Consider the following 13,305-nt stretch of genomic DNA (forward strand, 5'->3'; position numbering starts at 1 on the left):
ACGAGCACGGATACCCTGGGGAGTGATCGTGATCGTGCTTTGTGCGCTCGGCGCGCTCGGCGGGGTGGGGGCGATCGTGGAGTACGCGGCGCGCGATCCGGAGTACGACCGTGCGAGGAGGGCTTCTCCCGCGCTTGCTCCCCGCGGGACGTCGATCTTGGCGCTCGCTCGAGTGAGCACCCCCCTGCCACCGATGAGCGACAGGGTGCGCGCCATGCCGCTCGTCACCTTGACTCCCCAGGCGCTCTTCTTGGGAGACGCCGAGGTCATGGCGACCCCTTCGCGCGAGGCGCTGGTTCGCTTCGGGCTTCAGGGAAGGCCCACGACGGCAAGTGACGAGCAGCCGACATTGCCCACGCTCTTCTCGATGCTCGAGCCGTACCGCCCGGCGGCACCCCGGGCGAGGGGGCCGCGCGGGCTCGAAAAGAATCTGGACGACCGTATGCCGCATGGCGGGGTCCGCGTGCTCTTGTCAGAGAATACACCGTACCGGGCCTTGCTGGACATCGTTCAAACGGTGGAGAAGGCGGGGCACACCGACTTCTATTTCATCTCGGTCGGCCCGGACCAGCGCGGGCCCGACTTCGCGTTCAAGTATTCTACACGGATGGGGAGGGACGGGCACCGCTGCGTCGAGGCGAAGGTAGACCTGCTCCTTGTGCCGGAAGGCGTTGGCATGGTGGCACGCCGCGCGGGCGTTGGCATGGTGGCACCCGTGGGCGCGGGCTGCGAGCAGGGCGTCGGACTTACGATTCCGCGCCAGCAGGTCGCTTCCCAGCTCGCCGCTTGCGTGAAGAAGGTGCTTCATCATGGCTGCGTGGTGCGTTACGGCATCACCGCTACCCCGGAGGTGTCGCCGGGAGCGGTCTACGAAGTGCTCACGGCGCTGGAGCCTCCCCAGCACGATGAGGGCGACGAGTACCGGTGGCCCGAGTTCGCGGCCGTCGCGTTGAAACTGCTTGAGCCCATTGGGCCGATGTCCGTCGAAGAATGGCAGCGCACATACTCGATCAAATGATGCGCCGTGGTCCACGCTCCGGCGCACACACCCGCGCCGGGTACGCTCCCGCCTCGAAGCCGCGCCTTCGCCCGGCCCGTGCCGCATGGAAGACGATCGCCCCCGCCAGTCGTGCATGGGCATATGAGGCCGAGTCGCTGACCGGGTGACCCTCACTCCACGCCCATCACCCGCACGGTGCGCGCCGGCACGTCGAGGGTGAACGCGCCTGCCTCCGCCACGACGGGACCCGTGGGCGTGCGCTCGAGCAGATCGCGGAGCGCGCCGACACGCCCGACGGAGAACGTGACCTCCACCGCGGCGTCGGTCGGGTTCATCACGAACACCACGCGGGCCTCGCCCTCGCGATCCTCGTGGACGGTCACGAAGCACGAGGTGGGGCTCACCGGGTAGGTGGGCAGGCCGAGCTCCCGGACACGCTCGGCGACCAGCGCGTCGGCGTCGGTGGCCTCGTCGAGCGCGCACACCTCGAGGCCCTCGATGGCGTGCGGCGTCGCCATCGTGCGCATCTGCCCGTCGCGCGACGGCACGCGCGGGCCGAGCGTGACGCGCGCGCCGGTTTTGCGTGCAGACTGCAGCTTTTCGACGAACTCCGGCTTCAGGCCCGCGACGCTCGCGCACACGATCCACGAAGCTCCCGCGGTCGACTCCTCGAAGCTGTCGCCGCCCGCGTACGCGAACGGCACGCCGCGCGCGAGCAGCGCACGCTCGAACGCGAGCAGGAACGACTCGGCGACGAACGTGGGCACCTCGCCGGTGCCGAGCTCCTCCTCGAGGCACGAGTCGCGAAAGCCCACGCCGATCACGTTGAAGAGCGTAGGGGTCACGGGGCCGAACGCGTGGGTGGCGCGGGCGAGCCGCCGGAGCGCGCGCGGCACCACGAGGCGCACGGGCACCCGCCGGCGGAGCTCGTGAAAGCGCACCGTGTCGAACAGTGAGTTCAACCGGCGGTACGCGTCGGCCAGCGGCCGCGGCGCCCCGTGCGGATCCACCGGCGCGCCGATCCAGCGCTCGCGGTCGACCGCCATGTAGAGGTTGTACGCGCGGAGGCCGTAGGCCATCGCGGCGAGCAGCGTGTAGAGCGAGTCGTGCTCGTCGAGCGGCGCGAAGATGGGCGGATAGCCCGCGCCCATCTCCGCCGCGAAGGGCGGGCCCCCAAAACCCTCGGCGCGCGTCGCGAGCTCGGTCGTGCGGCGCAGCAGCGTCATGTGCGCCTCGGGCGTGGCCGGGTGGTAGTAGTCGAGCCCGACGAGGTCGACGATCTTCGCCATTCGGCCCGCGTTGAGCGCGGTGGCGGCCTCGCCCGGCGGCAGGTTGTGCGACGTGGGAATGCCTCTGAAGCCCGCCTCCTTGCCCACCTCGGCGAAGCGCACCATGGCCGACGCGAGCAGGTGCTCGTGGAAGGTCATCCAGTCCATGTGGCGCACGAGGTCGTCCGGCGCCTTGGCGTCGAAGCGGGTGGGCGGCGACACGCTGGCGAAGGTGGTGAGCTCGCCCTGCTCGCGCCACGCGGCCCGCAGCGCCTCGATCGTGTGGTACTTTTCGCGCAGAAACTGGCGAAAGAGGCGGAGCGCGTCGGGGTGGTAGTCCTGGTCGTACGGCCCGTCGCGGAAGTACAGCGCCCCCTCGTTGTCCACCTGAAAGAGCACGATCGGGCCCGCGGGATACACCCGGTCGGCGAGCTCGCGCCCGACCGCGCGGAGCCACTCGGCGGCCTCGTCGTGGAACGTGTCGCTCGCGTAGCTCGGCACCGGGAAGGCGACGGGCACCATCGGGAGAATGACCGGGTTGTTCTTGGGCGTGCGGGCCTGGCAGGCGGGGTCCCACACGACGCGCTCGGGGACGCCGAAGAAGGTGAGCTCGGCGTTGATGTGCGGCCCGGGCCGGAGGATGACGTAGAGCCCGCGCTCGGCGGCGAGGTCGACGAACTTGCGCACGTCGAGCCGCGGATCGATCGAGCCGAAGTCGTAGCGGTTCTGCGAGAGCTCGTGCACGCCCCACGGCACGTAGATGTCGACGAGGCGCATGCCCATCGCGCGGAGGGCGTCGAGCGCGGGCGCCCAGTCTTCCACGTCGTGGCGGAAGTAGTGCATGGCGCCCGCGACGAGCGGCACGAGCACGTCGGGGCCGCCGCCCGCGGGGCGCAGCAAGAGCCCGTCGGGGTGCACGGAGACCGCCGGCGGCGACCTGCGGATGGCGGAGGGAACGCCGCGTTCAGTCATGAGCACGACGGTTAGCATCGTCGGCGCCGCCGCGCAGCAACCCCGCGACCCGCGCCTCCACTCTCGCGGCCCCTCGCGAGGCCCTCGCCTCCCCCTCGCTTCCCCCGCTCGCCTCCCCCTCGCTTCCCCCGCTCGCCTCCCCCTCGCCTACGCGCGGAGCTCGTCGCCGACCGCCCGACTCAGGAGCGCGTGGAGGCGGCGCATGCCGTCGTCGTGCGGCGCGAGGCGCTCGAGCGCGGTGCCTACCTTCCCGACGGTGGGGGTCACGAACTTCAGGAACGCGCTGTTGTTCTTCTCGCGGTCGATGAACACGAAGCGGCCGGCGTCCTTCAGCTTGCGCTGCACCGTGACGAGGTCGAACTCGTAGAGGAGGCCCTCGCGGCCGGCGGCGTCGAGGCCCGCCGCGTCGGCGTATTCGCCGAGCCGAGCCTCGACGAACGCGCGATCGAAGGTCTGGTAGCTGTCGTTGAGCAGGGCCACGAGATCGTACACGCGCGGCCCGAGGAGCGCGTCTTGGAAGTCGATCCACACGAGGCCGTGCGTCTTGCCGGGGCGGCGGGGCTCGTCGCGCACCATGAGGTTGCGCGACTGGTAGTCACGGTGGGTGAAGCCCCGGGAGAGCTCGGACACGCGCCGCGCGAGGGTGTCCGCGTGGACGGAGAACTCGGCCGCGTCGTCTGCGGTGAGCGCCTTGCCGCGCGCGTCGAGGCCCCACTCTCGGAAGTGCTCGATCTCCCAGCGGAGCAGGGTGTAGTCGAACGAGCGACTGGCCACGATCGACCCCGCGGGGAGCTCGCGGAGCGCGGCCTGCGCCTCGGCGAGATCGCGGACCGCACACGTGTAGAGCGCAGGCTTCTCGGTCGGCACGCGCGAGAGGTAGTTGGCGAGGGTGTCCTCGCCGAGGTCCTCGAGGAGCAGCCAGCCGTTGGCGGTGTCCTCCGCGAACACCTCGGGCACGTCCACGCCGCGGGCGGCGAGCAGGTCGCGCACCTCGAGGAACGGCCAGCGCTCGGTCGTCGCGCCGTTGTGCACCTCCTCCGGCTTGGGGCCATCGGGGACGAACATCGCGACGAGGCTCTTCCCGCCTTCCTGCGGGGTGACGCGAAAATAGCGGCGCGTGGAGGCCCCGCCCGGCATCTGCGAGATGTCCACGGAGGCCGACGACCAGACCTTCGCGCACAGGCGCTCGAGGGGCGCGAAATCCAACTCCATTCCCCATGGTCAACCCATTCGCCGCGCCACGCGAAGCGTTTTTTTTCCTGACCCTGCGACCGCGGGGGCCCGGCCCACAGGCCCGCCGAGGCCGAGCTACGCGAGGATGCCACGGTGAGGCTTCGCGGGCGCCGGGACCTCGGTCGCGTCGATGCGGCGCAGCAGGTTGATCTCGATGGTACGCGAGATCGCGAAGAGCGCGAGATCGTTGGGGTCTAGGCCGAACGGCTGCTCGAGCTCGTCGCCGATCGAGTCGAGGCCGAGGAGCGCGTACGACACGAACGCCACGACGGCGACGGAGGCCCAGCCGAGCGCCTCCGCGGTGCCGAAAGGCAAGAGGGCGCAGTACGACCCGACGATCCGGTGCATGAGCACAGTGTACGAGTACGGGATCGGCGTGGTCTTGATGCGCTCGCAGGCGCCCTGGACGTCGGTCAGAGACACCAGCGACTGCTCCAGGATGGGTGCATGGTACATGTGCACGAGCCCGCGCCGGCGCGCGGCGAGGAAGTGCTCGCCGAGCAGCCCGAGCAGCGCGATGGGCACGTTCTCGTGGGGGGCGATCGCGGCGAGCTCCTCCGCGGTGAGCACCTCGTCGAGCCCGAGCCTCGCGTCTTGGTCGCGCAGGTGGTGCCGGAACGCGTGGACGTAGGCGACGACCATGCGCACGAGCCGCTCTTGCTCCTGTCGCACGGCCGCGTGCTCCTCGGGCGAGGCCCCCTCCGGCGCCACGATGAACGTCGTGATCTGTCGGGCCAAGCTGCGCGTGGTGTTCACGAGCGCGCCCCACAGCTTCCGCCCCTCCCAGAAGCGGTCGTAGCTCGCGCTGTTCCGGAAACCCAAGAAGATGCCGAGCGGCACGCCGATGAGGGTGAAGGGAGTGGTCGTGAGGCTGAAGTGGAAGTGTGGCAGGTGGTGGTAGGCGTACGACGAGATCACCGCGAGCGTAGTGACGCCGGCCACGCGGGGCCAGATGCGTGGGAGGGCGCGTCCGCCGAGCGCAATGTCGTAGATCCACGCGTTCTTGGTCTGCACCCACATGGCGGCCGAGGGTATCCTCCACGGGGTCCTAGGGCTAGACCACCAGCGCCGTAGCTGCGCGAGGCGCCTCTCTGGCCCCCCGGAGAGGGTCGCGGCTGCTACGCTCGACACATGGCGAAGGCGTTCGTGTGCCGGTGCGAGGACGTCACTGTGCATGAGCTCGATGACGCCATCGCCCGTGGTTACACGGACATCGAGTCGCTGAAGCGGTACACCGGCTTCGGCACGGGGTACTGCCAGGGGAAGGCGTGCGTGGCCCTCTGCGCGCGGCGCCTGGTCGAGGCCGGACACTCGGCGGCGCTCCCCTTCACTCCCCGGCCTCCCTTCCACCCGCTGCGGCTCGCCGCCCTAGCGGGGCTCGCGGCGATCGCGGAGGAGGACGCGCGCGACGAAAGAGCGCGCGAGGCGCGAGCGGTCGCTGGGTGTGCGGCATCGGACGAGGACGAACCGGTCGAGGCGGGGCCAGAGGCCTCGGGGGAATAGGGCGGAAGGATGAGCAGCGTATTCGTGAGTGGCCTCTTGGCGGGGCGCTCGGCGCTCGTGACGGGCGGCGGCAGCGGGATCGGCGCCGGCCTGGCGGTCCGCCTCGCCGAGCAGGGGGCGCGGGTGATGCTGGTGGGGCGCAAGCAAGAGAAGCTCGACGCCGTGCAGCGCCAAATCGTGGCGGCCGGCGGAGTCGCGGCGACGAAATCGTGTGACGTGCGCGACTTCGCGAGGGTCGAGGAGGCGGTGGCGGCGACCGTGGCGGCGCATGGCGGGCTCGACATCCTGGTGAACAGCGCGGCCGGCAATTTTCTGGCGCCCGCCGCCACCCTGAGCGCGAACGGCTTCCGCACCGTCATCGACATCGACTTGTGCGGCACGTTCAACTTCTGCCGCGCCGCCTTCGGGGAGCTGTCGAAGGCCCGAGGCGCGGTCGTCAACATCACGGCGACGCAGGCGACGGTGGCCACCCCGCTCCAGTGCCACGCCGGGGCCGCCAAGGCGGGCATCGAGAAGCTCACGCGCGATCTCGCGCTCGAGTGGGGACGCTTCGGCGTGCGGGTGAACGCGATCGCGCCCGGGCCCATCGAGGGCACGGAGGGCATGACGCGCCTCGCTCCGGGCGACGCTCCCGCCGCCCTGAAGGCGCGCGTGCCGCTCGGCAGATACGGCACGATCTTCGAGATCGCGGAGGCGATGACCTACCTCGTATCGCCCGCCGGCGCGTACATCACGGGCGCGACGCTGCTGGTCGACGGGGGCACGACGCTCATCGGTCCCGGCCCCTTCCTCGACATGATGGGCGGTTGACGTGTCCGCCGCGGAAGCGCCGGCGAACGAGCACGCGCGCCTCGAGTCGCTCGGCCGCACCGCCCTCGTGGGGACGCCGCGCGAGGCCGCGTTCGACGACCTCGCGGAGCTGGCGGCGACCGCCTGCGGGGCCCCGATCGCCGCGGTGAACCTCATCACGCGCGACCGGCAGTGGTCCAAGGCGCTGTTCGGGGTGCCCGCGGGCCTGACGCTCGACGTCCCGCGCGAGCACTCGCTCTGCGCGCACACGCTGCTCCACGACGGCGTGTTCGTCGTGCAGGACGCCCGCGACGACGCGCGCTTCGCCACGACCCCGTTCGTGACGGGGTCGCACGGCCTGCGCTTCTATGCGGGCACGCCGCTCGTCATGCCCGACGGCTCGGCCCTGGGAGCGCTCTGCGTGATGGCGACCGAGCCCCGCGATCTTTCGCCGGAGCAGCGGCGCGCGCTCGCCGCGCTCGGGCGCCTGGTGGTCACCCAGATCACGCTCCACGAGGCGCGCGAGAGCGCTCTGCGCGAAGCCGCACAGGTCCGAGCGAGCGCGGTCCCGCCGCTCACGCAGACCGCGCTCGAGGCGTCCGCGAGCGGGATGGTGATGGTGAACGACGAGGGCGCGATCGTGCTCGTGAACAGCGAGATCGAGCGGATCTTTGGCTATCCGCGGGCCGAGCTGCTCGGTCGACCGGTCGAGGTGCTGTTGCCCCGACCCGCACGCGAGCGGCACCCCGAGCTGCGCGCCACCTTCCGCGCCGACTCGCGGCGGCGTGCGATGGGCGCGGGCCGCGATCTGTGCGGCCTGCGGCGCGACGGGACGGAGTTTCCGCTGGAGATCGGCCTCACGCCGCTCGAGACCCCGCAGGGAAAGATGACCCTCGCGACGGTCGTCGACCTCACCGTGCGCCGCGCCTCGGAGGCGAAGATCCTGGAGCAAGCGCGCGCGCTCGCGAGCACGACGGCCCTGCAGACGGCCATCCTCGCCTCGGCCAACCTGGCCATCGTCGCCACCGAGCTCGACGGGACCATCCGCAGCTTCAACCCCTGGGCCGAGCGGCTGCTCGGGTATGCCCGCCACGAGGTGGAGGGCACGGTGAACTACACCGTGTTTCACGCGCCCGACGAGCTCGCCTCGCACGCCGCGACGCTGTCGCGAGAGCTCGGCCGGGAGGTCGCGCCCGACTTCGACGCCATCTCGGCGCGGGCGGCCGCAGGGCAGGCCGACTCGCGCACCTGGACCCACACCCGGAAGGACGGCTCGCGTTTCCCTGTCGCCCAGGCGGTGACGGCGCTGCGCGACGGCGGCGGCCACGTCGTGGGCTTCCTGGGCGTGGCCAGCGACGTCTCGCACCTGCACGCGGTGGAGAGGCTGAAGAGCGAGTTCGTCGCCGTCGTGTCCCATGAGCTGCGCACGCCGCTCACGTCGATCCGGGGCTCGCTGCGGCTCCTCGGGTCGGAGGTGAAGGGCAAGCTCCCGCCCGAGGCGCGCGCGCTCGTCGAGATCGCCAGCGCGAACACGGAGCGGCTCATTCGGCTCGTGAACGACATCCTCGACATCGAGAAGATCGAGGCCGGCAAGCTCGCGCTCAAGCTCGAGCCGCTCGATGTCGGGCGCCTCGTCGCGAGCGCGCTGCAGGGGCTGAGAGGCCTCAAAGACGGGGCCGCCGCGACGAGCGACGTCCCGCCGGGGCTCACCGTGCGGGGCGATCGCGATCGGTTGACCCAGGTGATCGTCAACCTCGTGTCGAACGCGGCGAAGTTCTCGCCCGAGGGGGCGCCGGTGCAGGTCTCGGCCGACCCGGTGGGCCCCTCGCGGCTCCGCGTGTCGGTGAGTGATCGCGGGCCGGGCATCGACGACGCGGAGGTCGGCAAGCTCTTCGGGAAATTCCAGCAGCTCGACTCCCGCGACGATCGACAGCGCGGAGGCACGGGCCTCGGCCTCGCGATCTCCAAGGCGATCGTCACCCAGCACGCCGGCACCATCGGCGTGGGCCGCAGGGCCGGGGGTGGCTCCGTGTTCTGGTTCGAGCTGCCCACAGCCCAGGCGGGCGCCGCGGAGGAGACCTCGTGATCCCGCCGGTCCCCGTCGCCGACACCGCCTCGCTCCGCGAGACCTATCGCCTCGGTCTCGCGGCGAAGCTCGCGGCCATCGCGGAGGCCATCGCGGCGGCGCGTATCAGCGCCTCCGGCTCGCTCGACGACGCCGAGGCCCTCGCCCACCGCCTCCACGGCAGCGCAGGGGCGTTCGGTTTCGGCGCGGTCGGCGAGGCCGCTGGGCGGCTCGAGCGGGCCCTCTGCGTGGCCTCGCGAGCTGCGATGAGCGAGCGCCCGTGGTGCGCCATCGAGCTCGCCGTGGCCGAGCTGCACCGGGCCGTCGCGAGCGCTCGCGAGACCGTTGCGTGCGCAGCGCCGTCGGGCCCCGTCGCGCCGGACAGGGTGAGCACGGTGCTCATCGTGGACGACGAGGCCGACATTCGCACCATCGGTCGCATTTCGCTCGAGGACGTGGGCGGAATGCGCGTGCTGCTCGCGCGGAGCGGCGAGGAGGGCCTGGCGATCGCCGCGAGCGAGCGCCCCGACGTCATCCTGCTCGACGTGATGATGCCCAAAATGGACGGCCTCTCCACCCTCGCGCGCCTCCGAGAAGACCCGCGCACGGCGTGTATCCCCGTGCTCTTCGTGACGGCGAAGGCCCAGCCGCACGAGGTGGAGCACTATCTGCGCGCGGGCGCGCGCGGCGTGATCGCGAAGCCGTTCGAGCCGCTCAGCCTGCCCGAGGAGCTCCGGCGCGCGCTCTCGGCCCCGCAGCCCGCGGACGGTGGTCACCACGGCCACGGCGCCTGACGACGCCACGGCGCTTGACGCGGCCGCGCGCCCGCGTGCTAACCATCCTCGATGCGAGTCGTCTTTCTGTCGCCCGCCTACCCCGCGGAGATGTGCCACTTCACGCGCGGGCTCGCCGAGGTGGGGACCACCGTGTACGGCGTGGGAGACACCCCTCGCGAGGCCCTCCCCAGCGCCGTCCGGCCCTACCTGGCCGACTATCTCACGGTGCCGCGCATCACCGACGAGGCCGACGTCTCGGACCGCGTCTCCGCGTGGCTCCGCGGGCGCACGATCGATCACGTGCTGACGAACTGGGAGCCGCTCGTGCTGCTGGCCGCGCGGCTCCGCGAGCGCTGGGGGATCCCGGGCATGTCCGTCGACGTGGTGCGGGGCTTCCGCGACAAGGAGATCATGAAGGTGCGGCTGCGCGCCGCGGGCCTCCGGGTGCCGCGATCGTGGCGGGTGCGCACGGCCGACGAGGCGCGCGAGGCGGCCGAGCGCGTGGGCTATCCGCTCATCCTGAAGCCCATCGCCGGCGCGGGCTGCGCCGACACGTACCGCGTCGAGAGCCGCGCCGAGCTCGAGCGCGTACTGCCCACGATGAGCAACGTCGCCGAGGCGAGCTGCGAGGAGTACATTGAAGGTGAGGAGTTCACCTACGACACGGTCTCGCTGCGGGGTCGCCCCGTGGTCGAGAGTATGACCGCCTACATCCCGAAGCCGCTCGAGGCGCGCACGCACGAGTGGATAAGCCCCATCGGGATCAGCATTCGCGACCTCGCGCAGCCGAGGCTCGCGCCGGGGCTCGAGCTCGGGCGCGCGGCGCTGGCGGCCCTCGGGATGGGCAGCGGCTTCACGCACATGGAGTGGTATCTCACCCCCAGCGGGGAGGCCGTGTTCGGCGAGATCGCCTGCCGTTCGGGCGGCGCTGGCATCGTCGACCAGATGAACTACACCTGCGACACCGACCTCTTCCGCGAGTGGGCGAGGGTCTCGTGCTGGGGGCACTTCGAGGGCGAGACGACTCGCAAGTACAACGTGGGGATGGTGTTCAAGCGCGCCATCGGCCGAGGGCTCGTCACGCGCATCGAGGGCCTCGGCGCGTGGCTCCACGCGTGCGGCCCGTGCGTCGTGGAGGATTCACTCCTTCGCCCCGGGACGCCCCGGCGCGACTGGCAACAAACGACCCTCGCCGACGGCCGCTTGATGGTGCGTCACCCCGACTTCGGCGAGACCCTGCGGATGTGCCAGGCGGCGGCGACCGACGTGCGCATCTACGCGCAATGAGGGAGTCAGCCGGGCGTCAGCGGGTCAGCCCTCGACGCGCTCCACGACCAGCTTTCCGGCCGCGTAGTCGGCGCGCACCTTCTTCTTGTCGAACTTCCCGACGCTGGTCTTCGGCACCGCGGCGAGCTCGGTCCACCGCTCGGGCAGCTGCCACTTGGCGACCTTGTCGGTGAGCGACTCTTTGAGGTCGCGGAACGTGGGGGCCTTGCCGGGGCGGGGCACTACGCACGCGAGCGGACGCTCTCCCCACTTCTCGTCGGGCACGCCCACTACGCACGCCTCGAGCACGTCGGGGTGGGCCATGAGGTGGTTCTCGAGAGCCACGGAGGAGATCCACTCGCCCCCCGACTTGATGACGTCTTTCGCGCGATCGGTGAGGGTGAGGTAGCCGGTGGGCGAGAGCGTGCCGACGTCGCCGGTGCGGAGCCAGCCGTCCTCGAATTTCTCAGGATCGTTCTCGGGGTAGTAGCTCCCGGTCACCCAAGGCCCTCTCACGCAGAGCTCGCCCGAGGTCTCACCGTCGTGGCGGATCGCCTGGTTGTCGGGGCCGAGCAGCTTCGCCTCGACGAAGGCGGAGAGGCGCCCCTGGGTGACGCGGTAGGTCCACGCCTCCTCCCCCGTGACGCCCTCGGGGGGCACGGCTACCGAGCCGAGCGGGCTCGTCTCGGTCATGCCCCACGCGTGCACGATCCGCATGCGGTGGCGCTCTTCGAAGGCCCGCATGAGCGAGGGCGGGCACGCGGAGCCGCCGACGAGCACCATGCGAAACGAGCTCAGGTCCACCGGGTGCTGGTCGACGTGGTGGAGCAGCGCGGTCCAGATCGTCGGCACGGCGCCGCCGAACGTGGGGCGCTCCGCCACGATGAGCCGCGCGATCGCCTCGGGCTGGAGGAAGCGATCGGTGAACACCAGGCTCGCGCCCACGAGCATCGCCGCCCAGGGAAGGCCCCACGCGCACACGTGGAACATCGGCACCACCGCGAGGATGCGATCGCTCGACCCCACCCCGGTGCTGTCGCCTAGGCACAGCTGCATCGAGTGGAGCATGGCCGATCGGTGGCTGTAGGATACACCCTTTGGCGAGCCCGTCGTCCCGCTCGTGAACGCGATGGCGCAGGCCTCGCGCTCGTCCACCACCGGATAGTCGAAGGGCTCCGCGGAGGCCTCCGCGAGCAGCGCGTCGTAGTGGTGCACCGCCTTCCCCGAAGCGGCGAGCGCCTCGAGCGCTGTCGGCTCGGCCTGTCCCACCACGACCACGTGCGCGACGGTGATGCAGTCCCCGACGATGCCCATGAACAGCGGCAGCAGCGAGGCGTCGACCAGCACGACGTGGTCGGAGGCCGCGTTCGCGATGAACGCGACCTCGGCCGGCGGCAAGCGAATGTTGAGCGTGTGCAGCACCGCGCCCATCGCCGGCACGGCCATGTACGCCTCGAAGTGCTCTTGGTTGTTCCACATGAACGTCGCGACCCGCTCGTCGCCCACCACGCCCAGCCCGCGGAGCGCGTGCGCGAGCCGCGCCGCCCGCCGCGCGCACTCGCGGAACGTGGCCTTCCGGCTGCCGTGCTCGGTCGCGGTGGTGACGGTCGCGCCGCCGTGCACGCACGCCGCGTGGCGGAGGAGGGTCGCGAGCGAGAGCGGCGTGTCCATCATCGTGCTGCGCATGGTCGTGGGCTCCTTGGAAGGCGTGGGCGTCGCGGTACTCTATCCGCTGTTCGCGCTCGACGCCGAGGGGCGCCGCTCGGCGCGGCCGAGGGTCGCGAGGGGCTCGGCGGCCGCGCGTAATCCCGCGTCGCCGGCCTGCGCCGGCCTCGTCTACACTCGCGGCGTGAAGAACAGCGAGCCCTGCCCTTGCCGCTCCGGCCACCCGTACGGCGCGTGCTGCCGCCCGGCCCACTCGGGCGCCGTCGCGCCGGCCACCTGCGGCGCGCTCGTGCGCGCGCGCTACTCGGCCTTCGCCTTGGGCGACGGGGAATACCTGTACGCCACGCTCGCGCACGATCACCCCGACCGCGCGACCGAGCCCGAGGCGGTCGACGCCCGGATCGCCGAGCTCTCACGCGCGGGGCGCGCGCTGAAGTACATGGGCGTGGTCGTGGGCGACGAGACCGAGACCGAGGCGCTCTTCCTCGCCAAGGTGTTCGAGCGCGGACAGGACCGCTCCTTCGCGGAGCTCTCCACCTTCACGCGCGCGCTCGACGGCGAGGGCGGTGTGGGCGGCGCGCTGCGCTACGCAGGCGGCACCCTCCTCCCTCGCGCAGCCCTCCCGCGCGGCATGGCGGACGGCGCGGGGCTGCGGCGCGACGACTTCCTCGCCCTCGCGGCGACACACAAGGACACGGTGCGGTCCTGATATCCGCCCGCGGGCTGAAGCCCGGGGCAGTGAAAGCCGGGGATCAACCCGATCAAAGC

At 71.5% G+C, this 13,305-nt stretch carries 11 protein-coding genes; 7 read left to right on the top strand and 4 right to left on the bottom strand.

Features of this window, described 5'->3' with window-relative positions; translation table 11 throughout:
• Nucleotides 1–22 precede the first annotated feature (22 nt).
• On the top strand, nucleotides 23–1,018 hold the full coding sequence (locus IPQ09_22735) for a hypothetical protein (GenBank protein ID MBL0196991.1): 996 nt from the start codon (nucleotides 23–25) through the stop codon (nucleotides 1,016–1,018).
• Nucleotides 1,019–1,170: 152 nt separating this feature from the next.
• Here the strand turns inward: IPQ09_22735 and IPQ09_22740 are convergent, their stop codons facing one another.
• The 3 genes from IPQ09_22740 to IPQ09_22750 form a co-directional block, all read right to left on the bottom strand.
• Nucleotides 1,171–3,240 carry a beta-galactosidase gene (locus IPQ09_22740; protein ID MBL0196992.1) on the bottom strand — a complete coding sequence of 690 codons (2,070 nt, stop codon included), beginning with the start codon at nucleotides 3,238–3,240 and terminating at the stop codon, nucleotides 1,171–1,173.
• A 147-nt stretch (nucleotides 3,241–3,387) separates the two neighbouring features.
• The gene (locus IPQ09_22745; protein MBL0196993.1) at nucleotides 3,388–4,452 is read right to left on the bottom strand and encodes a phosphotransferase; all 1,065 of its coding nucleotides are present in this window, start codon (nucleotides 4,450–4,452) and stop codon (nucleotides 3,388–3,390) included.
• A gap of 96 nt (nucleotides 4,453–4,548) precedes the next feature.
• Entirely contained in the window at nucleotides 4,549–5,493 is a 945-nt protein-coding gene (locus tag IPQ09_22750; GenBank protein ID MBL0196994.1) for a bestrophin family protein, read from the bottom strand.
• Nucleotides 5,494–5,604: 111 nt separating this feature from the next.
• Here IPQ09_22750 and IPQ09_22755 point away from each other — a divergent pair, with 111 nt between their 5' ends.
• From IPQ09_22755 to IPQ09_22775, 5 genes are all read left to right on the top strand, one after another.
• Nucleotides 5,605–5,976: a (2Fe-2S)-binding protein gene (locus IPQ09_22755; protein ID MBL0196995.1), complete on the top strand. Its 372-nt coding sequence runs from the start codon at nucleotides 5,605–5,607 to the stop codon at nucleotides 5,974–5,976.
• A gap of 9 nt (nucleotides 5,977–5,985) precedes the next feature.
• Nucleotides 5,986–6,786: an SDR family oxidoreductase gene (locus tag IPQ09_22760; GenBank protein ID MBL0196996.1), complete on the top strand. Its 801-nt coding sequence runs from the start codon at nucleotides 5,986–5,988 to the stop codon at nucleotides 6,784–6,786.
• 1 nt (nucleotide 6,787) lies between these two features.
• The gene (locus tag IPQ09_22765) at nucleotides 6,788–8,851 is read left to right on the top strand and encodes a PAS domain S-box protein (GenBank protein ID MBL0196997.1); all 2,064 of its coding nucleotides are present in this window, start codon (nucleotides 6,788–6,790) and stop codon (nucleotides 8,849–8,851) included.
• Between the two features lie 245 nt (nucleotides 8,852–9,096).
• Nucleotides 9,097–9,624, top strand: coding sequence for a response regulator (locus IPQ09_22770; GenBank protein MBL0196998.1), 528 nt, complete (start codon nucleotides 9,097–9,099; stop codon nucleotides 9,622–9,624).
• Nucleotides 9,625–9,675: 51 nt separating this feature from the next.
• Nucleotides 9,676–10,893 carry an ATP-grasp domain-containing protein gene (locus IPQ09_22775; protein MBL0196999.1) on the top strand — a complete coding sequence of 406 codons (1,218 nt, stop codon included), beginning with the start codon at nucleotides 9,676–9,678 and terminating at the stop codon, nucleotides 10,891–10,893.
• 24 nt (nucleotides 10,894–10,917) lie between these two features.
• On the opposite strand, the gene IPQ09_22780 is transcribed toward IPQ09_22775, so the two are convergent.
• Nucleotides 10,918–12,558 carry a long-chain fatty acid--CoA ligase gene (locus tag IPQ09_22780; GenBank protein ID MBL0197000.1) on the bottom strand — a complete coding sequence of 547 codons (1,641 nt, stop codon included), beginning with the start codon at nucleotides 12,556–12,558 and terminating at the stop codon, nucleotides 10,918–10,920.
• On the opposite strand from IPQ09_22780, the gene IPQ09_22785 reads away from it, so the two are divergent.
• Entirely contained in the window at nucleotides 12,536–13,246 is a 711-nt protein-coding gene (locus IPQ09_22785) for an SEC-C domain-containing protein (GenBank protein MBL0197001.1), read from the top strand. The genes IPQ09_22780 and IPQ09_22785 overlap by 23 nt on opposite strands.
• Nucleotides 13,247–13,305: the final 59 nt, after the last annotated feature.

The organism is Myxococcales bacterium, assembly GCA_016720545.1.
In the GTDB taxonomy this organism is placed as follows: Bacteria; Myxococcota_A; Polyangia; order Polyangiales; family Polyangiaceae; genus JAAFHV01.